The organism is Methylobacterium segetis (assembly GCF_004348265.1).
GTDB classification, from domain to species: Bacteria; Pseudomonadota; Alphaproteobacteria; order Rhizobiales; family Beijerinckiaceae; genus Methylobacterium; species Methylobacterium segetis.
The window spans coordinates 51,241-72,478 of the sequence record NZ_SMNT01000014.1; the positions used below are offsets into that span (position 1 = coordinate 51,241).

Annotated in this window: 14 protein-coding genes; 10 read left to right on the plus strand and 4 right to left on the minus strand. The window is 64.4% G+C overall.

Going from position 1 to position 21,238, the window contains the following annotated elements:
* Positions 1-3 precede the first annotated feature (3 nt).
* Positions 4-711, plus strand: a complete 708-nt coding sequence (locus E1J50_RS05820; RefSeq protein WP_342635888.1) for a LysR family transcriptional regulator — start codon at positions 4-6, stop codon at positions 709-711.
* Here the strand turns inward: E1J50_RS05820 and E1J50_RS05825 are convergent.
* A complete protein-coding gene (locus E1J50_RS05825) occupies positions 694-1,674 on the minus strand; it encodes a GlxA family transcriptional regulator (protein ID WP_003601689.1) in 981 nt (326 codons plus the stop codon). The genes E1J50_RS05820 and E1J50_RS05825 overlap by 18 nt on opposite strands.
* Positions 1,675-1,794: 120 nt before the next feature.
* Between E1J50_RS05825 and E1J50_RS05830 the strand changes: the two genes are divergently transcribed.
* The 7 genes from E1J50_RS05830 to E1J50_RS05860 all read left to right on the plus strand — a co-directional run bounded on the left by E1J50_RS05830 (position 1,795) and on the right by E1J50_RS05860 (position 8,050).
* Positions 1,795-2,202, plus strand: coding sequence for a putative quinol monooxygenase (locus tag E1J50_RS05830; RefSeq protein WP_243695625.1), 408 nt, complete (start codon positions 1,795-1,797; stop codon positions 2,200-2,202).
* Between the two features lie 145 nt (positions 2,203-2,347).
* Positions 2,348-3,352 (plus strand): IS481 family transposase, encoded by a 1,005-nt coding sequence (locus E1J50_RS05835; RefSeq protein ID WP_165937797.1) that lies wholly within the window; start codon positions 2,348-2,350, stop codon positions 3,350-3,352.
* A gap of 32 nt (positions 3,353-3,384) precedes the next feature.
* On the plus strand, positions 3,385-3,768 hold the full coding sequence (locus E1J50_RS05840) for a MarR family winged helix-turn-helix transcriptional regulator (protein WP_132251334.1): 384 nt from the start codon (positions 3,385-3,387) through the stop codon (positions 3,766-3,768).
* Between the two features lies 1 nt (position 3,769).
* Entirely contained in the window at positions 3,770-4,138 is a 369-nt protein-coding gene (locus E1J50_RS05845; protein WP_092043569.1) for an antibiotic biosynthesis monooxygenase family protein, read from the plus strand.
* A gap of 29 nt (positions 4,139-4,167) precedes the next feature.
* Positions 4,168-5,844 (plus strand): FAD-dependent monooxygenase, encoded by a 1,677-nt coding sequence (locus E1J50_RS05850; RefSeq protein ID WP_132251336.1) that lies wholly within the window; start codon positions 4,168-4,170, stop codon positions 5,842-5,844.
* 679 nt (positions 5,845-6,523) lie between these two features.
* Positions 6,524-7,216 (plus strand): recombinase family protein, encoded by a 693-nt coding sequence (locus E1J50_RS05855; protein WP_132251339.1) that lies wholly within the window; start codon positions 6,524-6,526, stop codon positions 7,214-7,216.
* A 474-nt stretch (positions 7,217-7,690) separates the two neighbouring features.
* Positions 7,691-8,050, plus strand: a complete 360-nt coding sequence (locus E1J50_RS05860) for a cupin domain-containing protein (RefSeq protein ID WP_132251341.1) — start codon at positions 7,691-7,693, stop codon at positions 8,048-8,050.
* 108 nt (positions 8,051-8,158) lie between these two features.
* Here the strand turns inward: E1J50_RS05860 and E1J50_RS05865 are convergent, their stop codons facing one another.
* The gene (locus tag E1J50_RS05865) at positions 8,159-9,484 is read right to left on the minus strand and encodes a hypothetical protein (RefSeq protein ID WP_132251343.1); all 1,326 of its coding nucleotides are present in this window, start codon (positions 9,482-9,484) and stop codon (positions 8,159-8,161) included.
* A gap of 422 nt (positions 9,485-9,906) precedes the next feature.
* Between E1J50_RS05865 and E1J50_RS05870 the strand changes: the two genes are divergently transcribed.
* Both E1J50_RS05870 and E1J50_RS05875 read left to right on the plus strand, forming a co-directional pair.
* Positions 9,907-10,356, plus strand: a complete 450-nt coding sequence (locus E1J50_RS05870; protein WP_132251345.1) for a hypothetical protein — start codon at positions 9,907-9,909, stop codon at positions 10,354-10,356.
* A gap of 167 nt (positions 10,357-10,523) precedes the next feature.
* Positions 10,524-13,868: a PIN domain-containing protein gene (locus E1J50_RS05875; protein WP_132251347.1), complete on the plus strand. Its 3,345-nt coding sequence runs from the start codon at positions 10,524-10,526 to the stop codon at positions 13,866-13,868.
* A 1,209-nt stretch (positions 13,869-15,077) separates the two neighbouring features.
* On the opposite strand, the gene E1J50_RS05880 is transcribed toward E1J50_RS05875, so the two are convergent.
* Positions 15,078-19,385, minus strand: coding sequence for a diguanylate cyclase domain-containing protein (locus E1J50_RS05880; protein ID WP_132251349.1), 4,308 nt, complete (start codon positions 19,383-19,385; stop codon positions 15,078-15,080).
* Positions 19,386-19,818: 433 nt separating this feature from the next.
* A partial coding sequence (locus E1J50_RS05885) for a sigma-54 interaction domain-containing protein (RefSeq protein WP_132251351.1) occupies positions 19,819-21,238 on the minus strand: 1,420 nt, incomplete at its 5' end.

Sequence of the window (21,238 nt, forward strand, 5' to 3'; positions counted from 1 at the left end):
CTCGTGGCCCTCGACGCGCTCCTGACCGAGCGCAGCGTCACCCGTGCGGCGGGCCACCTGAACGTCGGCCAGTCGGCCATGAGCAGCAGCCTCGGCCGACTGAGGAAGCTGCTCGGCGACGAGTTGCTGACGCGGGCCCCGGACGGCATGCGGCTGACCCCGCGGGCGGTCGCCCTGGTCGAGCCCGTCCGGTCGGCGGTCCGCCAGTTCCAGTGCATCGTCCTCCGCGAGGATTCCTTCGATCCTGCCACGGTCGAGCGCGGTTTCACCCTCGCGGTGCCGGGCAGCGTCGAGGCGTATCTCATCCCCCGGTTGCTGGCCCTCCTGGGACGCGAGGCGCCCGGCATCAGCCTCAGGCTGCGCGCCCTCGACTACGGCAGCGTGCTGGGGGAGCTCGATGCGGACCAAGTCGACCTGGCGGTCGGGGTCCTGACGGAGGGCCAGGCGCATCACAAGGTCCGCGCCCTCTACCGCTTCGGCTACCTGTGCCTGTTCAACCCGGAGCTGCTCGGGGTCGCGCCGCCGCTCTCGCTCGACGATTACCTGCGCTTCCCGCACATCATGACGAGCAAAACCGGTGCGGATCACGGGGTGGTCGACATAAATCGACGGACAAAGGTGAAGGCATCGCCATCCTCCTTCACCCCTCAACGTCCCGACCCTCCAGCCGTCCCAAACCGCTCGGGCACGGCTCTAATCCTGCACTCCTAAATGGTTCGTCCGGCGAATTTCTGAGGCGGTGCGGCCAGTCTTACGACGTAGCAGAGTGCGGAGAGTGGCTGCATTATCATAGCCGGTGCGGGCTGCGATCTCATCCATTCCCAATTTGGTCGTCCTCAGGAGATAAGCCGCTCGTTCAACGCGCAGGCTCTGGAAATAAGACAATGGAGAGCGGCCCAGCACCATATTGATTCTGCGGGACAGAGTTCGTTCACTTGTCCCGACAAAGGCCGCGGCCTGCTCCAAGGAAAAGCCCGTATCGAGGTTTTCACGCGCCCACTTCTCGAAGAGCATCACCAGGTGGTCGGCGTGGCGCAAATGATCCGGGATGGCATAGGTGGCTTGAGGCGAGCGAGGATCGAGCATTAGGTAGCGAGCGACGGTGTCGGCCAGTTCGGGGCTCCGCTGACGAACGAACCAGAGCGCCAAATCGAAATGTGCGAGCACCGCGCCTGCGGTAACGACCCTGTCGTTACCCACCAGCGCACGGCTGTCATCGAGTGCAACGCTGGGATACCGGGCTCTAAAGAAAGGTGCGAGCCACCAACTGGTGGCGGCCTCTTGTTTGTCTAACAATCCCGTCTCAGCGAGGACGAATGTCCCCGTACAAGCAGCAGCGATAGTCGCACCATTTGCCTGCCAGGTTCGCAATAGTTCGACAGCTCGCTTTACATCGGGATGAGCAAGGGCGTCGGCAATGCCTTCCTCCGTCTTCGCTCCCAATGCCGGCACGAAGACAAAGCCGGGAGTCGGGAGGGCGTCGGCCCGAACCGTAGGGATTGCGAGGCCGTGCGCTGTACGTGTTGCGCGACGAATGCTGGAAACCGACGAGTTCAAACTTTCACGCAAGGCGGGGGGCGCCAAGTCGCGCGCCGTCGCTAAGGTGTCCTGAAACGCCGCAAGCCCAGTATCGAACACCCCATCAAGCGCTAAAATTGTCGTGGCTGTGCTCATGGCGAGAATGGTATCAGGTTTGTCAATTCTGCCAAGCGCTAACGCTCCGCTGCGATGATAGTCTAGCGACGCGGCCGACGATGGCGCGATCAAATAGGGAACAAAATGAGGACCATTAAAGTGTTCCTGCTCACGGCGGCCCTCGTTGTCGCCACCGGCGCGACAAGCGCAATGGCGGATACGACAGGCAGCTCGAAGTCAACCCAACCACACCCAAAGATGGAGACGATGAAGATGACACATATGGGCTTATTCGTGCGGCTCGACGCCAAGCCTGGCAAAGAAGCGGCTTTGGAAAAGTTTCTGAAGGACGCGCTGCCGTTGGCACAAGCCGAAACAGGTACTCCGGTCTGGTATGCTGTAAAGTTCGGACCAAGCAGTTTCGCGATCTTTGACGCCTTTCAGAATGATGGCGACAGAACCGCACATCTCAACGGTCCGATCGCGGCAGCACTCATGCAGAACGCCGATGAGCTTCTGGCCACGCCGCCGGTCATCGAGCGCTGGGATGTTCTCGCGGTCAAGTAAGCTAGACAGAGCGGTATGTGGCATCGCTGCGACCGCTCTGCCGCCATCGTCGTGGTGAGTTTCTTCTTCCACGTAAGCGATGTCGCGCTAGATGTTCAGTCCCCTTGTGTGGTGGTACGCTTGAGACCGCATGGAGGGACGCGCTATGGGACAGGTTCTCCACGGCAGCGCCACAACGACGGAGGCGATCCGTCGGGCAATCCAAGCTCGTCAAGAGAGCGTGAGAGCGGCAGCCAAGCGCTACGGCGTCAGCCCGACCACCGTTCAGAAGTGGCGTGGTCGAGAGACGTCAATGGACGCCCGCATGGGACCGAAGGAAGCGCGGTCCACCGTCCTGAGCCCGGAGGAGGAGGCCATCGTCGTGGCCTTCCGGCGGCATACCCTTCTGCCGTTGGACGACTGCCTCTACGCGCTTCAGCCCACCCTTCCGCACCTGACCCGCTCGTCGCTGCACCGCTGCCTTCAGCGCCACGGCATCAGCCGGCTACCCGACGTGGACGGCGACAAGCCGAAGCGTTCGCGCTTCAAGGCCTATCCGATCGGATACTTCCACATCGACATCGCACAGGTCAGCACGGAACAGGGCAAGTTGCACCTGTTCGTGGCCATCGACCGCACGAGCAAGTTCGCCTTCGTTCAACTGCACGACCGGGCCACTCAGCGGATCGCAGCAGACTTTCTTCGTGATCTGGTCACAGCCGTGCCCTACACGATCCACACGGTGCTGACCGACAACGGCATCCAGTTCACCGACAACACGCCGGTGAACGAGGAGGCCGAAGCTGCAGCCGCCGCCTACTGGGCCGAGCGCGACGAGCCACGCATCTACCGCTGGCATGCGTTCGACTGGGCCTGCGAGCAGACCAAGATCGAGCATCGTCTGACCAAGCCACGCTGTCCGTGGACGAATGGCCAAGTCGAGCGAATGAACCGCACGATCAAGGACGCCACGGTCAAGCGCTACCATTACGTCAGCCATGACGAGTTGCGCCACCACCTGCAGCTGTTCGTCGAGGCCTACAATTATGGTCGTCGCCTCAAGACCCTGCGCGGCCTCACTCCCTATGAGTTCATCTGCCAAGCCTGGACCAAACAGCCCGAACGGTTCAGGCTCGATCCGTCACACCACATGCTGGGACCGAACATCTAGCCGCCGGTGACACGCTCGTCGGCGATCTCGGTCTGACGAGCGCCCGGTGGCAGGTGTTGGGAGCCATCGCGCTCTCGCCCGTGCCGCTGCCGGTCGCCCATATCGCCCGCAACATGGGCCTGACGCGGCAGGCAGTGCAGCGCTTGGTCGACGAGATGCGGGCGGACGGCCTCGTCCGCCTGGAGCCGAACCCCCATCACCGGCGGGCCATGCTGGTCGTAGCGACGGAGCGCGGTGAGGCCGCCTATCGCGTCGCCATCGAGCGGCAGGAGCGCTGGACCGATACCCTCGCCGCCGGCCTATCGCCCGAGGCGTTCGAAGCTGCCAGCACCCTGCTGCGCGAGATGCGGGAACGGATCGAAAGGTCCGAGCCGGCGGCCGCCATCGGAACCCGAACCCAGACGCAAGGAGCCTGACATGCCCAAGTTCATTGAGATGGACCAGACCGTCACCCTGGCGGACCAACTGAAGGACGAGGGCGGCGCGGTCGTCCTGATCAACACCTTCGTGGCCCGGCCCGCCGATGCCGACCGGCTGCTCTCCGCCTGGACGGCCGACGCCGAGGTCATGAAGCGGCAGCCCGGGTTCGTATCGACCCAGCTGCACCGCGGCATCGCCGGCAGCGGCGTGTTCCTGAACTACGCCGTCTGGGACAGCGTCTCTGACTTCCGGGCCGCCTTCACCAACCCGGAGTTCCGCGCCCGCCTGTCGGACTACCCCGAGACCGCGACGGTGAGCCCGCACCTGTTCCGGAAGGTCGACGTACCCGGCATCTGCGCGGCGTGAGCCCATCCGTTCTCCAGCCCGAGGCTCCCATGCCATCTGAAGCGACCAATGAGCCCTTCGACGCCGAGGTCATCGTCGTGGGCGCCGGTCCCGTCGGCCTGACCACGGGGTGCGCAATGCGCCACCACGGGGTCGATTGTCTGATCCTGGAGGAGAGGACCGAGGTCCGGGCGTATTCCCGGGCCAACAACCTCTGGGCGCGGCCGCAGGAACTCCTGGCCTCCATCGGGCTGCGCGACGCCATCGCGGAGCGCGCCTACCCGGTCCGGTTGGTGAACTTCTTCATGAACGGCACGCCGACGACGCCGATCCAGATCGACGACGTCACCAGTCCCCACCCGCAGGTCCTTTACAGCGGGCAGGACGTCATCGAGACGACCTTGATCGAAACCTACGAAGGGCGCGGCGGACGGATGCAGCGCGGCGGCAAGGTCGTGGCCGTCGCCCAAGACGGCGATGGCGTGACCGTCACGGTGAGGCGCGGAGACGACGGGCCTGAGGAGCGCCTGCGCTGCCGCTACCTCGTCGCCGCCGACGGCGCCAAGAGCACGGTGCGCGACCGGTTGGGCCTGAGCTTCGAGCCCGAGCGGTTCGAGGGCCGGATGAACCGTCAGGTCGACGCCAAGCTGTCCTGGCGGCGTTCGCTTGAGCCCGACCAGCTCTGGTTCTTCTATTACGAGCGCGGCTTCTGCGGCGTGATGCCGGTCTGGGGCGGCTATCACCGGCTGTTCTTCCTTGCCGACGACACGGGGGTGCCGGACCGCGATCCGACGCTGGACGAGATCCAGGCGGTGGCCCGCGAGGTCACGGGCGACGAGACCCTGACGCTGACCGACCCGCAATGGCTGACCCACAGCCGCTTCCAGTACGGTGTCTCGCCGGGATACGCTCGCGGCCGGGTGTTCCTGGCCGGCGATGCCGGGCACCTGTCCCTGCCCATCGGCGGCCAGGGCATGAACGCCGGCTTGCATGATGCCGTCGAGATCGCGTGGCGGCTCGCGGCGGTGCTCCGCGGGCAGGCAGCCTCCGTCGTTCTGGAATCCTACGATACCGAGCGTGGCGGCGAGCACGCCAGGCTCAGCGCGCAACAGGCGAAGGGCTTCCGCCGGACTGTCTACCGGGGACCCGTCACGGACGTGGCCCTCGGGCTGGCAGCCAAGGTGGTGCCCGGCATCGGCGCCCTGCTCCAGGGCACGGACGACCTGCAGCAGCTCTCGGTCAGCTATCCGAAGAGCCCGCTCAACGAGGATCATCTCTCGGGGGTGACCCATCTCCTTCGACGCGGACCGGAGGCTGGCGAGCGGGCTCCCGAGGCCGAGGTGACCGCCGACGGCCGGACGACGTCGCTGTTCCCGTTCATCTACAATCCGGACGGCGTGACGACGGGTTGGACCTTGCTGTGCTTCGACGGGCGGTCCCCGGAAGCCGGCGCTTCGCTGCGCGCCGCCATCGAGGCCGTCGCCCCGTGGGGCTGGGTGCGGCCGCGCCTTATCCTGGCGGGCCCCGCCATTGAGGCGGGACGAGTACCTGTGCTGTCGGACCTCGACGGCAAGGCGCACGGCGCCTACGGCCTCGAAGGCCAGCCGTCGACTGTCCTCGTCCGGCCCGACGGCCATATCGCCTATCGCGACGCGGCCGACCGGCCGGAGCGCTTGGCTGCGTACTGCCGAAGGATCTTCGCCAGCGCTAGCAAGCCCACGGCCTGATCTCGATGCCGGTGAGGGTCGCGGCCCCGAAGAAGGCGGCGGTACCGCGGAAGGCAGGCGCGAGCGTCGGCAGTTGGAACCGACGAATTCGGTCGACACGCAGCCGGTCCGATCAGGGCTGCCGTTACGGAGCGGCAGCCCTGATTTACTCTAGGTTTATTCGATGCGGAACTTTGGTGTCCGAGATCGCAACACAGGTTCCGCTATCATCATTCGGCTGTCAGTAGGCACGGTCAGCCGCAGAAAGGCGGAGATGTTGGTGATCTTGATCGCAGGGTTCACTGCACGCGCTGCATTCGCCTGACTAGCGGGCCCGTGAGGACTGCTATGACTTCTGCGACGTCCGCTTATCGCAGGGTTCGCTGCACGCGCTGCATCCGCCCGACTAGCGGGCCCGTGAGGACTGCTGCGACTTCTGCGACGTCCGCTTCCTGCGTCGATGCGGACGATAAAGGCCGTGGTGTCAACGGGCCGCTATGGGTCAGGACTTTGCGCACCGCTTATTCGGCCACGCGCCAACAGCGACCTTCACAGTAGGAACGCAAAAGGACCGCTTCGCACCTGCGATTTCCGAAGGCTTGAGAATTTCTGGGATTGCCGAGCCGTCGTTTTGCACCCAGGTTCAGAAATTACAAACACTTCACCACCCTCCACTCTTTGTACGGGCAGGACAGCAGCCATGATGGCAGCAGTCGGATACCTGCGGACCTCCACCAAAAAGCAGAACCTCGGGCTCACCGCTCAGCGGGCCGCAATCCAGCAGTTTGCCGATATGCAAGGCTATGAGATTGTGGAGTGGTTCAGCGAGCAGGAGACCGGAAAGGGGTTCGATGCTCTCGACCGGCGTCCGCAGCTTGCGGCGGCCCTGGCAAAGGCGAAACGCCGCCGCTGCCCTGTCTTGGTCTCCCGCCTTGATAGGCTGTCGAGGGACGTGGCCTTCATCAGCTCGCTGATGGTCCAGCGCGTGCCCTTCATCGTAACGGAACTCGGCGCCGACACAGATCCCTTCCTCCTGCACATCTATGCGGCCTTGGCAGAGAAGGAACGGCGCCTCATTGCATCTCGCACGCGGGACGCCCTCCAGCGGAAGAAGGCGGCCGGCGAGATCCTGGGCAACCTCGCCAACCTCGCAGAGGGTCATAAGCGCGGGGCAGCCGCCAATGCCCGGCTGGCCGATAACTTCGCGGCCAACGTAATGCCAATTGTCCGCGAGCTTCAGGCAAGCGGCCGGACCACTCTCGGCGCGATCGCGGAGGCCCTAAACAGCCGGGGAGTGACCACGGCTCGCGGTGGCGATTGGCATGCCTCGACCGTGAAGAACCTACTTACACGCACTACCTCGACCGCCACGCACTCGCTTCAGCCAGCCTGAGTGGATCCAGCCTTCGCACGCGTCACGTCTGAGGAGTGCGCCAATCATCTTCGTCGCTGCGGCTATGATTCAACATGACCCGAACATGCTTTGGGAGGCATCACAAGCAAAGTCTTAGAGGGGCAAGGCTTGTGTGATAAGCCGTTGACGCCATTGGGGGTGCAGGACCTATGCACTGCGCACTGCGTGATATCGTCTTAAGCCTTTGACGGCGTTCACCAGAAGCATCGGGGCTGGCTGAATTCGGTTCTCTAAATTGGATCCCGTAATTGCTTGTCGGTGCCGTACCCAGCTTGAGGTCTGGAGCCTCTCGCAAATTTTTTCTGAAGTGCCCGCACAAAGCTTTCGTGGGAGAATCCCTTGTAGATATTGCAAGGGAAGGCTGCATTGTTCACATCATCTTATTTCGATCGTATGCCGGCCGGCTACGTTAGGATTGGCATCTCCCGCGGCACACCGCGAGGCATGGCGAGCATGCCGAAGGTCGCCGCCTTGGCTCCAGGCACTTGGTTCCGCACGGCTGGGACTGAGGAGTATCGTGCCCGTTATGCCGCCCAGCTAGCTGCGCTCGATCCTGCCGAGATCGTGGAGCAGATCGACAGTCTGGCAAATGGCCAGATCCCCGTACTCTGCTGCTATGAGCGCCTGGGGTCCGGCGACTGGTGTCACCGGGGCTACGTCTCAGCATGGCTCTGCTTCCACCTCGGCCTCGTGGTGCCCGAGCTTCACGACAGGACAGGCGGGTTCGCTGGTTTGCATCCAATGCTTCCCGCTGAGTTCCGGAGGCCATCCGCCTGCAAGATGCCCACGGACAGGCAGCTATTGCTGCTCTGACGCTGGATTGTCCACACCGGTACGGGAGGCGCCACATCAGTCAGAAAATTTGCACCCGGGTGCAAGTCTGTTTCGGAGGCAGCGGTTCGCACTTCCGCTGCTCGGCGCTTACTGACTGGGCAACCCGCGTAGAGACGCCATCGCGGCACCATAGTGAGGGGCGAGAAGGTATTCTGTTCGACGCGAGCGAAGCGTTGCTCGGCCTTGCCGCAAGACACCAGACTGAATGAGTGTGTCTACGATTTGTTGGATGCGCTCATCGCTTGTGCGGCTCAGACCGTTATGAACGATCAACAGCGAAAGGACGCGGTTCATCAGGCCCAGGTCGGTCCCGCACGCATGTGAGACGGCACTCAGCAGGGTCACGAGGGCGGTAAGTCGAGGGGCAGCCGAACCCCGGCTGGTCACATAAGCCTTGAGAAAACGGGTGATGCGTGCTGCTGCGTTGCCTCGAACGCCCGCCAGCACGTTCTCTACGAAGGTGAAAGATCCAGCGTAGTCCCCTTTGGTGAGCCGGCACGCTTTGAGGGGTGCGCTCGTGTACCGGACCTCGACGCGGAGGCGATCATGAGCCTTGGCATAGATCGACAGATCGACCCCGGACGCTCCGAGACCGATCTTCATCGCAGGCATGTTGCCCGTCCGGCTCATTCCGTGTGTTGGCAGCCTTCCATGGTTCTCCACGGCAAAGAGAGCGGCCAAACTTCGACCGTGCTCCGCGATCTCGGCGACACGTAGCGGTGCTTCGGCCTCCTTGAACTCGGCGTAGACCTCTGCGTGCTTCAGCGTCCACCGATCGAACGGGGGTAGGCGCAGAAGGGGTTCGTGAGATCGGCTGGTGAGATCCAGATCGTGCACGGTGCCAATCGTCTCTGTTACGACGTCGAGCACAGCGGCAGCGTAGCTCTGGGTCAGGCGCGGCCAGTCCGTCCGGATGGCCATAGGGACCAGAGGGTTCGGGACAAAGTTGTCGCTGCCATCGAGTGTGAGAGCGCGGATTGGGCTCAATCCAGGCGGGCGCATGAGGTCAATGCGGTTTACTTCCGGCGACGCAGCCAAGTCTCGCGTATCGCCCGCCGAAGCGAATAGGCGCGTCGTGTTGAGTTCGAGGGCTCCTGCGCCTGACCACAGCCCGTCTTGCCAACGGATCGTGATTTGCAGGTTGAACAGCCAGCGATTGGCGGGGAACGTCACGCGCAGGCTGCGATTGGGCAGTTGCTCCACCTCGAAGGAGCCATCGTACTCACGGCTTCGCCGATCGAGATAAGCCTTGAGTTCTGCATGTTCGCAGGCACAGGAAACGTTGATGCCGGGTACGCCGAACTTGAGGCGGTCAACCCAGCCTTCAAGCGGCCTGACACCGGATTTGCACCCGTGTGCGAAGGCATAGAGCCAAGTTCGCCTGCGGATACGCGGTGCTGGTGGCTGTGTCACAGATAGGGGCAATCGGAATTTCTATGATCCTGGGAAGGTCTATAGCAGGGGCACGAAACGACACGTTAAGGCGCTGCGTTCCCACTCAGCATCATTCCTGAGGTCCTGTGCAACGGCGAACCGATTCGGACCACATGCTTCAGTTCCGCTGTCGTTGACTCAAAGCAGCCTCAACGAGCCATTTGATCGAAAGTCTCTTTTGGACGGAGGACGTTTGCCTAGCTGGTTGTTCGCAATCGTCCACATTGCGCCATCAGCGGACCTTCCGCCAAAACTACCGGAATGGCCGCTTGGACCCCGACAGCTCTGGACGGCGTGGTTGTGCGCCTTATGATTCTCCGGCCGGGACTTCCCGCCAAGCCGGTTTGTGCCTATTTCGTTCTGGTTCGTAGGACGGATCGGATCTGATGGCGATAGACCCAATGACGCTGAGCTCGGCCCTGGTCGCAGGGGGCGCGCTGATCGCCGACGCTACTGTCAAGGAGATGACCAAGGACGCCTACCAGGCCCTCAAGGGGAAGGTGGGCGACCTTTTCGGGCGGCGCGCCGCCAAGGCGACGGACAAGCTGGAAGTCGCTGAGACCCGAGAGGAAGGAAAGGCTGAGCTGGCGCTCGCCATCCCCGACCTTCGCCCCGACGAGGCCGATGAGATCCGGCCCGTCCTGCAGCAGGTCCGTGAGGCGATGCGCGAGGACGAAGCGGCCCGGCAGGGTCTCGCTCATGCGAGGATTGCGCTCGACCTTGACGTCGGCGGCGACGTGCTGATCGACAATGTCGAGAACACGCGAGAGATTGGCATCCGCTCGCGGTCCCAGGGCGACTTCACCTTCACCAACGTCAAGATGGATCCGGGCAGCCGCTCGGGAAACTGAGTGGCGCGCCGTGGAACCCGCACGGCGCGCCGAGCCGAACATCCGAGCAGATCGTCAACAACACCTCGATACGGTCGAACGCCGGGCGCGATTCCGTCATCGCGCTACCCGGCAGCACCCTGATCCACACGACGGTTGCAGATGATGCGCTTGCCACGCTGGCGACGATGCTTGCCGAGAGAATGGGCGTCGGTGCGCTGGCCGGCCTACCCATCATCGCCCCTAGCGACGGGCCGCCCTCGTCGGATCCGCTTGAGCACTGGCTCGACAAACAGATCGATCGGCTGCGCGATCGGGCTCGCGGGATTGATCCAGCCGAGGCTCTTCGGGAGTTCCAGCAGCTGCTGGAGGATCTGCCGCCCACTGCCAGCGGCACCATCCGCTTCCGCGTCAAGGCCAACATTGGACACAGGTATCTCGCACTCGACGACGGCGAAAGCGCAAGCAAGTGGCTTCTCGACGCATTCGATGAAGCCCCCATGGATCAGCGCGCCGTCGCCAATCGAGCGCTCGCCTACTTCGTGCGGGGGGAGGTCCGCGCGGCCTACGACTACGGTGCCGAGGCACTCACACAGGACGCAACGAACAAGACGCTTGCCTCGTACCTACCTCAGTTCGCCGTCCTTCTCTCCGAGATCGAACGACCCTTGGCGGACATCCCCGAAAGCCTTCGGGGATGCGAGGAAGTCGCAGTCGCCGAGATCGCCTTCTATCGAGGGCGTGAGGCCGGCTCGATCTGGTGGGACTTGGCCCGGCGAGGGGCCGACCTCTTCCCCAACTCGAAACATATGGACTTCGTCCGAGCCCTGGCGGACCTCGACGAGATCAGCCGCGACGACCGGGTCCAGCGAACCCATCTGACGAGTGAGGACCAGCGCCGCCGACTGCAATCCGCAGCTGAGGTCTTCGACGCCTATTGGATGGAGAGGCGGACAAGCCTGGGAAGCCGCTTCGACGACGGCGTCCAAGGGCTGGTCGGCGCCATGATGGCCTATCACATCGTTCACGACACGGCGAAGGCGCTTGAGAGAGCGACCCTGATCGCAGATGCCGGCCTCGTCGAGCACAGCGTCCTGCATAACGCGGTTCTGGTCGCGCTTGCGAACGGCGACATGAAGCTCGGGCGTCGCCTGATCGATCTCTCACCCGATGATCCCGACCTCGCCTTCCACGCCGGCTACCTCGACGTGCAGGACGGGCGATGGGACGTGGCAGCCGAGCGATTTGCCGGCGCCAACGTCCCGGATTTCGAGCGCGCCGTGGTGGACGCCGTCTGCCGGTTGGCCGCAGTGAAGGCTGGCTCTCCGGACGCACCAGCCCTCGCGGACATCATGGAAGATTTCTCCGCGAGCCCTCGAGCCTTGGTGCTTATTTCCCGCGTTGCGACGGAGAAAGGGCAAATTGAGATAGCCCGACAAGCCTACCTGAAGGCGCTAGCCTGCATCGATGACGATACACATCTCGCAGGCCGCCTGATGGTAGCGGGCGTGGCGTGGGACATCGGCAAGCCTTCCGAGGTCGTCGATTTGCTCGATGGACACCTTCCCGTTCGAGGTTACGAGCGGGAGAATGTTCGGTTGGCAGCCGCGCACGCGAACGAGCGTCCCCACCGCCCCCGCAACCTGCGCTTCTTCGCCAACTTGCCGGCCGAGATCCGTTCGCGGCCGGAGATCGCGCGGGCACACGCGAGCGTTCTTCTCGATGTAAACGAGGTCTCAGAGGCGCTGGCCCTCCTGCGGCGCCTGCACGCTGCCGACGTGCACGACAGCTACGTAACCCTCCGCCTCGTCGAGGCGATGCGGCGCTCCGGCCAGGTCAAGGCTGCCCGCAAGCTCGTGAGGTCCGCGTCACTGACCCGGAGGGAGGGTGCGCCGGAACACGCGATGATGCTGATCGCGCAGGCCGCCGCAGCTGGGAATCGCGATGGCGCCTACGCAGCCGCATACGATCTCGTCAGGAAGCATCCTGATCGGCCCGAGATCGCTATGAGCTATGTCGGCCTCGGCTTCGTCCGCAACGGCGGAGGACCCGGGGTCCGGCGCAAGGAGGCAGGCGAGGGGGCCTTTGTCGTGCTCGAAGGCCCGATGGGCGCGAGCAGGTCCTTCGCCATCGACGACGGGCCGGAGTTCTATGGCATCCCAGTCGAGACACCGGGCAGCCCCATCGCGAAGCTGGTCGCGGGCAAACGTCGAGGCGATACGTTCGAGATCCCGAAGATGGGAGCCGAGCCCGAGACCTGGAAGGTTGCGGCGGTACACGGAAAATACCTTCAGCTCCACCAGCGGATCTTGGAGGAATTCGAGATCCGGTATCCCGGCGCGCCGGGATTGTCCCGGCTCGCCATGAAGGAAGGCGACGTCACGGAGGCATTGGCGATGGTCCGCCGGTCCGCGGAGCGGAATGCGCGGACTGCCAAGCTCTACATCGACAACAAAATGCCGCTGGCGGTAGTGGCTCGGGTTCTCGGGGGCGATCCGATCGGCTTCGCACAGTACGTGAGGGCGCTCGGTGCGGATGTCGCGACCTGTGCGGGCATCGGCGAGGAGATGGAGGGGGCCTGCGTCACGGCCCTATTGGCCCGAGGACGTGGCGCGGCGCTGGATCCCTACACGGCGTGGGTCGCCGCGGAGATGGAGCTGCTGTCGACACTGAAGTCCTGGTTCGGAAAGCTCCATGTGCCCAGGTCCTGCATCTGGATGATCGAGCGCATGATCGAGAAGCAGCGCCAAGGCATAGGTCGCCGCCAGATGACCATGTCCTGGCACGAGGGGCAGTTCTACCGCCAGGAGACTGACGACGCATTTCTCCGTAGCCAGATAGCCGTCCTAGAGGCAGGGCGGGACAAGATCGTCGAGGCCTGCGAGATCCATTCGGTCATGGTCCCGGACACGACATCCGAGGTCGCCGACGTCATCCTGGAGACGACTGGAGCGAGCTTCCTCGACGCTGCATTCCTCGCCCAAGAGCTCACAGTGCCTTTGCTATCGGATGATGCCTATTACCGTGCCTGGGGTAAGGCGGCGACAGGGTGCGAAGGCCTCTGGATTCAAGCAGTCTTGATGACGGCGGCCGACGAAGGCACGCTCCCCGTAGCCGACAACGCCAAGGCACTGGTCGGGCTCGCCGCACGGCAGCACTCCTTTGTGTCCTTGAACGGCGAGGTCCTGTACGAGATCTGCCGTCAGGACGATGACCACCTATACCGTCTCAAGGCCGCCTTGCGGTACATCGGGGGAAGCGGCGCAGATATGGTCTCCCACTTCAGGGTGGTCGTCGCGTTCCTAACGGCGGTGTGGGACGACGACAGCGATGTGCCCATGCTGAGGAGGAAGACGGCGACGGGACTCGTATTCGAGGCGCTCCTCAGGAACCGACGCGGCGACTGGCTGGCCTGGTTGCGTCGACTGATCCATTTCGCCCCCGCGACCTTCGCCTGCCGACGGTACCTGAACGATTGGCTGAGAGGACACTTCGTTCCGGTCGAGCCGCGGCTGACGGGGTCGAAGGCTTGATCACGCCCCACGGGATGCCCGAGTGAGATTGACAGGTTGCAGCTTGCACCGCGGGCGACGCAGCCCGCCTCGACCATGGCGAGGTAGGCGGCCACAGGGCGCCGCTCGTCCTGTTCTTGCCGCAATAGGTCGAGGCGCCGATGTTGCGCAGCGTGTCGTCGCCGATGACGCCGTGCCGGGCCGCCCGGGCAGCCGCCTCGGTCTGGCGGCGCAGGCTGTCCCTCCGCAGCTGCTCGGTTCGGGACATGCGGATGTAGGAATGCGCGACGGGCACATCGAAAGGTGCATGCGACGTCCAAAGTATCGGTGAAACGATCCTGGTCATATGGCACAACCTGCCGATGTCGTGATCGCCGCTGCCGAGGCCACTCCTTCTACTGAGCAGACATTCAACCTGGCTTGGCGGAAAGTCTGAAAGGGATCGATTGTGTTGAAAAACTCCTCAGCACGGATCGAGGTCTCTACCGCTGGTGGCTGCCGCTCGCCGCTGTCCCAGGTGTTGTGGGTTCATGCCCTCAGAAGAGGGACAAACGGAGTTTCTCAACACAATCGATCAAAAACTGCTGTTCGATTCAAGCGCAGCGCATGTCTGCTACTAGCGCATTCGGGCTCGATGAGCGGTTTTGCACCCAGGTGCAAATTCTTTTTGGTACACAAAGATGGTACAATGCCTTTGAATGTGCCCGTCTAAATAACTGAGATCAAACGCTTAAACGCTAAGCGGTTCGAATCCCCTCAGCTCCACCACTTCTTTTCACTTCTGGAAAAGTGAGTGGTGGCAACGATTTACAGGTCGGCTCCCCGGGTTTTCACCCCGGAGTCTCCCCAGGTCTTCGGATCGTTTCTCCCCACGCTATTCGGCCGCGGACCTTCGCGGAAACGCCTGGCGGCTGCTCGTCGCCCGAAAGCCTTAAGCCCGCGCCTTGACGCCCGTCGGCAATGCCGCTCGAAACCGCAGCGGTCGAGATCGTCCGCCGGCCGGCATCGGTTCAGAACCTGCAGCAACGGATCGCGCAGGGACCGGCGTCCGCTGCGGGTCGGCTGCGGTTCCGCTCCTTCCCTCGCTCGGTGGGTCACCGATTCAGCAACGACGGTCACGCTGCGTGCTCCCGCTCAGCCATGTTCGGCACGAACGGGCTGCACCGGCACGCGCCTGCCGCTGAGGTCGTGGACGCCGGCAAAGCCGGAGCCTCGCTGAACCACCGCGGGTCATCCAAGGCGCAGCATCTGGCTCTCCTCGACCGCCGCAGCCGCACTCCAATGCGTCAGGAACCAGGGCACACGTGAGCCGGCCATCGGCTTGGCGTAGCGGTAGCCCTGGGCGTAGTCGCAGCCCATCGCGCTGAGCCGCTGTGCCTGACCCTCGGTCTCGACACCTTCAGCCGTGACCTTCACGCCCATGCTGCGGCCGAGGCCGACCACCGCCGCGACAATGGCCGCGTCGTCGCTGTCCTGCTCCATGTTGCGCACGAAACTCTGGTCCACCTTCAGGTGGCCGACCGGGAATTGCTTCAGGTGCGTCAGCGAGGCGAAGCCGGTGCCGAAGTCATCGAGCGTGATCAGAATGCCGGCATCGCGTAGCCGGTGAAGGGTCGCTGGCACGTTCTCGCTGCCGTGGCCGAGGAAGACGGTCTCGGTCACCTCGACCTCGAACAGGCTCGCTGGAAGGCCGTACTCGGTCAGCACCGCCAGAACGCTGCCGGCCAGATCCGGCTTGCGGAACTCCGCCGAGGCAAAGTTCACGGCCACCCGGCCGGGGGCAAGGCCATGTTCCCGCCACTCCCGCAGATCCGCCGCGACCTGCCGGAGGATTCTGTCGCCGATGGCTGTGGCAAGCTCCGGATCGTCAAACGCCGAGCCGAAGTAGCCGGGGGTGAGCAGCCCCTTCTCGGGATGCTGCCAGCGCGCCAGAGCCTCGAAGCCGACGATCGCACCGGTCGAGAAACACATCTTCGGCTGGTAGAAGGGCACGATCTGGGCCGCTGCGAGAGCCGCCCGAACCTCGCTCGCGATGCTGACGCGCCTCTCGGTCTCAGCCCGCATCTCAGGCGCGAACACAACAGCGCGGTTCCGGCCCTGCACCTTGGCGCGGTAGAGCGCGATGTCAGCGTCTTTCAGCAAGTCGTGCGGGCTGTGGTGGTGATCGGGATAGGCCGCAACACCGATGCTCGCCTTGCACGAGAGCGTGTGGCCACGGTGGCAGAACGGCTGGCTCAGCCGCTCTGTGAGCCCTCGTGCATGGCTCAGTGCGTGCCCCAGGCGCAGCGGCTCCACGAGCAGTAAGGCAAACTCGTCGCCACCGAGGCGCGCCACCGTATCGGTCTCACGCAGGCCGTCCTGCAAACGCTGAGCGACCTCCATGAGAACGCTGTCGCCCGCATCGTGTCCGAGCGTGTCGTTCACGTCCCGCAGGTTGTCGAGGTCTAAGAGAAGCAGGCTCACACTCGTACCGCCCCGCTCGGCGGCCGTCAGTGCCTGCTCCAGCCGCTGGTGGAACAGCCGGCGGTTCGGCAAACCCGTGAGCGCGTCGTGATTGGCTGCGCGCCATGCGCGTTCTTCAGCGCGCTTGCGCTCGGTGATGTCGAAGGTGATGCCGACGAGGCGGTTCCCCTCGGCCCGCTCAGCCCACGCGCTCAGCCATATCGTGCCGCCGGTCGGGTGGACGTAACGGAATTCTCGGCCCTCGTGGCTCTCTGCCCCTTGAATGAAGCGGTCCATCCCTGCGCGGTCATCCGGATGAACGCGGTCGTAGAACTGTGACGCCGCCCCTGAGCCGATGCCAAGAAGGTCCAACGCATTCCCAGATTGTTTGCTCTGGCCGGTCTCGAGGTTGTGTTCCCAGGCGACCATCCGGCCCGCACGCAAGGCAAGCCGCAGGCGCTCTTCGCTGGCCCGCAATGCTGCATCCGCTCGCCGCTCCTCGGTGACATCGTGCATCGCACCGACCACGCGCACGGCTCGCCCCCGCGAGTCCCGGATCACGAAACCTCGGTCGAGCACGTCAGCATAGGTGCCGTCGCCCTGCTCGAAGCGGTACTCCTCGCTCCAGCGGTGCTCATGGCCATCGATGACGCACCGAAGGGAAGCCGTAACGCGCGCTCGATCATCGGGGTGGATCTTGCTCTTCCACCAAGCGCCCGTGTTGGCGATCTCGGCGTCGGAGTAGCCAAACAGCCGGAACGTTCCCTCGCTCCACGCGATGGCGTCCGATTTGAGGTCGTGATCCCAGATCGCATCCTGGGTCGCGAGCATGGCCAGCCGGTAGCGTTCCTCTTGGAGGCGGATTGCCTCACTAGCCTGTTTGCTCTCGTGGATGTCGCTGTCGGTTCCGACCCACTCAAGGACCTGACCGGAGCCGTCCTTGAGCGGCACGGCCCTGGTGAGCGTCCACCGGTATGTTCCGTCTCGGCACAAGGCACGGAACTCTAAGGAGCCTGCCGCTTGCGAGGCGAAGATCTCGTGCCACGTGGATCTCACGCGCTGCCGGTCATCGGGGTGGACGGTGCTCATCCAGCCGAAACCGGCATAGGCGCTCTGCGGCTGACCCGTGTAGGCTTCCCACCCGCTGCTCTCGATGAGAGAGCCGTCCGGCTTCGCTCGCCAGACCATGGTCGCAGTCGCCTCGATCAGCGCCTCGTAGCGCTGGGCTGTCGTGCTGAGCGTCGCCTCAAGCTCGATCTGTGCGGTCACATCACGGGAAACGGAGAGGATGCGGTGCGGCGAGCCGCTCAGCCCCTGCATGGGGCTCAGGCTCACATCCCACCAACGTGGCTGCCCTTTGGCCGTGGGGCAGAAGCCTCGGAAGCGGGCGGGCTCACCGGCCTTGGCTGTCTGAAACGCCTGCTGCGCCACCTCGCGGTGCTCGCCTTCCCAGAAGTCGAGCCAGCACCGACCGAGGATCGACCCAGCGTTCTCGACCTCCATCACCCTCTGACCACCCGAACTCATGAAGAGCAGCCGGCCGTGCTCATCGAGGAGCTTCACGCAATCCGTGCTGCCCTCCAACAAGCCGGACATTACTTCGTCAAAGAGCTTGGGGTGCGAGGCGATGGGATCGATGCCGCGGCTCCGGAGGACACCGGACGGCTCAGGATCATTCCTGCCCGATGGGGCTTCACCTCCTGCGTGGAAGCGGAAGGTGTTCCGCCCGCCGGTCTTCGCTCGGTAGAGCGCCTGATCCGCCTGACCGATCAGCCTATCAGCCTCGGCTGCATCACCCGGGCAGAGGGCGAGGCCGATACTGAGTCCCACCCCGGCTGGGTAGCCGCCGAGATCGATGGGCGGGTCCATCGCCGCGATCAGACGCTCGGCCAGCCGTGTTGCGTCCGCAGGTCCAGCGCACCCAGTCTGGATGATCACGAACTCGTCGCCACCGAGCCGTGCAACCGTGTCCTCGGTGCGCAGAACAGCCCTGATCCGCTGCGAAACGACCTTCAGCAAGGTGTCCCCGGCTTGATGCCCGAGCGTGTCGTTGACGAGCTTGAAGCGGTCGAGATCCAGGTAGAACAGGGCAAAGCCACTGCCGTTGCGCTTCGTGCGCGCAATCTCTTGCTCAAGCTGTTCGCGAAGGTGCAGGCGGTTTGGCAGGCCGGTGAGGGGGTCGTGGCGCGCCATATGCGCCATCGCGTGCTCAACGTTCTTCCGTTCGGAGATGTCGCGCACCACGGCAACGAAGCCGGACGCAGCGCCGGCCGCATCACGCGTGACGCTGAAGGACGCCTCGACCCACAGCCAAGAGCCGTTCTTGTGCCGGTAACGCTGCTGGCTGACGGCTCGCTCGGAACAGCCTCGACCCACTGCGCCCAGCACCCGCCTGAAGTCGGCCACATCCTCTGGATGCACGAAGTCGAGGGATGTGGTGCCGACAAGCTCCTCCGGTTCGTAGCCGAGCAGGCGCTTGGCAGCCGGCGAGACGTAGAGGCGCGTCCCGTTGGGAGTGCACCGCACGATGAGGTCGGTGCTGTTGTCGGCCAGGAGGCGGTAGTTGGCCTCACTCTCGCGCAGGCGGGCTTCGCCCGCACGTGCCACATACTCCGCCTTTGTCAGGCGAAGCTGAGCGACGACGGTCTGAGCGAGATCGCGAAGCTGCTCCTGCTGCTCGGCTGAGAAGGCGTGCGGCGTGCGGTCGATGATGCACAGGGAGCCGAGATGGAGGCCAGGACCGAGGATGAGCGGTGCGCCGGCATAGAAGCGGATGTGCGGCTCACCTGTGACGAGCGGATTGGCAGAAAACCGCTCATCCTTTGTGGCGTCCTCGACGACGAGCACCTCGTCCGAGAGGATGGTGTGGGTGCAGAAGGAGACCTCACGCGAGGTCCCGCTCATGTTCAGACCGCACCGGCCCTTGAAGCACTGCTCGGTCTCGCCAACCAACGACGCGAGCGCGATAGGTACACCGAAGAGCGCCTGAGCGGTCCGGCAGATCGCGTCGTAATGCGGCTCAGGAGGGGAGCCGAACACCTCAAGATCGTGCAGCGCCTTCAGGCGTTCCACCTCGTTCGGGTGCAACGGATACATGCAGCGGACCTCACCGGGTCAGTCCCTCATCGCGGGAACCTTGCCTGACCCCGGCCGAAGCTAAGCGGTGTGCATTAATAACCTGCCATTCGGCCAGCGTTCTGCCTCGCGGTCGAATTTAACCCTCTGATTGGAAGCGACCGACGCGGCAGGTGGAAATCAGCCGATCTGGCGCATCGAGCAATCCCCGATTCACGATCCTGTAACGCAACGATGAAGCCGTCGCGCGCAGGAGAGCGCGGAGCGATGCTGGAGTCCAGAAGCTCTTGAGGCAGATGAACCTGCCGTTCAGCGCCCACCCGCCGAACCACTGCCCACCATCGAACGGCTTCATCTTTTCCAGAAATGACGGCCTTTCGCCTTTACGCAACGACTTAATAACCAGAATTTATCTTCCAATTTATACTTGCAATAATACAACGAAACAAAAAAATCAGCCCTTGATGCCGTGGGCTTTGATGCGCGAAGCAAGCGTCGTCGGACGCACGCCGAGCAGTTCGGCGGCGCCGCCCGGCCCGAACACCTTGCCGCCGCACAAAGTCAATGCCTCGACGATCTCGGCCCGGTCGCGGGCGCGGCGCTCCGTTTCATTGCGCGGACGGTGTTCGGGAGCGGCGCTCGCCAGGGCGTCGCCGGCGGCGGCCCCGCTCGGGCCGGCCTCCTCCAGATCCGGCAGGTCGAGGCGGAGGCGTCCGCGCTGGGCCAGGATGACGCCGCGCTCGATCACGTTCTCCAGTTCCCGCACGTTGCCCGGCCAGCCGTAGCGGATGAGGCGGCGGACATCGCCCTCCGTCAGGCGGGGCTCGGGCACGCCGAGGCGGTGCGCTGCGCCGCTGAGCATGTGCTGGGCGATGAGGGGAATGTCCTCGGGCCGATCGCGCAGAGGGGTCGCGCCGATCGGGAAGACGTTGAGGCGGAAGTAGAGGTCGCCACGAAAGCGACCGCGGCACACCTCCTCCTTCAGGTCGCGGTTCGTCGCCGCCACGAGCCGGACGTCGACCGCGCGGGTGCGCTCCTCGCCGACGCGCTCGAACGAGCGTTCCTGCAGCACGCGCAGGAGCTTGCCCTGAAGGTCGAGGGGGATCTCGCCGACTTCGTCGAGGAACAGCGTCCCGCCGTCGGCCAGTTCGAAGCGCCCGACCCGGTCGCGCAACGCGCCCGTGAAGGCGCCGCGGGCATGGCCGAAGAACTCGCTCTCGAACAATTCGCGCGGCACCGCCGCGCAATTCACCCGGATCATGGGTCGATCCCGGCGGCGGCTGGCCTCGTGGATCGCGCGGGCGATCAGCTCCTTGCCGGTGCCGGACTCGCCCGTGACCAGCACCGTGGCGTCGGTGCCGGCCACGAGATCAATCTGGCGCCGGATCACCTCGATGGCCGGGCTCCGGCCGATGATGCCCTGATGGTGGCTGCCGGCCCGAATCTCCTCCTTCAGGTAGGCGTTCTCCAGTTCGAGGCGCTCGCGCAGGGAGACGACCTCGGCGAGCGCCTGCCGCAGGCGCTCGTCCGCCTCGCGGCGCTGGCTGATGTCGCGGAACACGATGACGGCCCCGACGAGCGCGCCACGGTCGCGGATCGGCGTCGAGGTGTACTCGACCGGAAAGGAGGTGCCGTCGCGGCGCCAGAACACCTCGTCGTCGACCTGATGCACGGCCCCGTCGCGGAAGGCCGCGTAGATCGGGCAATCCCGGTGCGGATAGGGGCAGCCGTCCGGATGGGTGTGGTGCACGGAGGCGTGCATGTCCCGGCCGACGAGGTCGGCGGCGGCCCAGCCCAGCATGCGCTCGGCGGCCGGGTTGACGAAGGTCGTCACCCCCTCGGCATTGACCCCGTAGATGCCCTCGCCCGCGGCG

What these genes read in the sequence shown, in the direction of transcription:
- E1J50_RS05825 (WP_003601689.1), bottom strand. Translation starts at nt 1,674, where the DNA reads ATGAGCACAGCCACGACAATTTTAGCGCTTGATGGGGTGTTCGATACT.
- E1J50_RS05835 (WP_165937797.1), top strand. Translation starts at nt 2,348, where the DNA reads ATGGGACAGGTTCTCCACGGCAGCGCCACAACGACGGAGGCGATCCGT.
- E1J50_RS05845 (WP_092043569.1), top strand. Translation starts at nt 3,770, where the DNA reads ATGCCCAAGTTCATTGAGATGGACCAGACCGTCACCCTGGCGGACCAA.
- E1J50_RS05850 (WP_132251336.1), top strand. Translation starts at nt 4,168, where the DNA reads ATGCCATCTGAAGCGACCAATGAGCCCTTCGACGCCGAGGTCATCGTC.
- E1J50_RS05855 (WP_132251339.1), top strand. Translation starts at nt 6,524, where the DNA reads ATGATGGCAGCAGTCGGATACCTGCGGACCTCCACCAAAAAGCAGAAC.
- E1J50_RS05860 (WP_132251341.1), top strand. Translation starts at nt 7,691, where the DNA reads ATGCCGAAGGTCGCCGCCTTGGCTCCAGGCACTTGGTTCCGCACGGCT.
- E1J50_RS05870 (WP_132251345.1), top strand. Translation starts at nt 9,907, where the DNA reads ATGACGCTGAGCTCGGCCCTGGTCGCAGGGGGCGCGCTGATCGCCGAC.
- E1J50_RS05875 (WP_132251347.1), top strand. Translation starts at nt 10,524, where the DNA reads ATGCTTGCCGAGAGAATGGGCGTCGGTGCGCTGGCCGGCCTACCCATC.
- E1J50_RS05880 (WP_132251349.1), bottom strand. Translation starts at nt 19,385, where the DNA reads ATGTATCCGTTGCACCCGAACGAGGTGGAACGCCTGAAGGCGCTGCAC.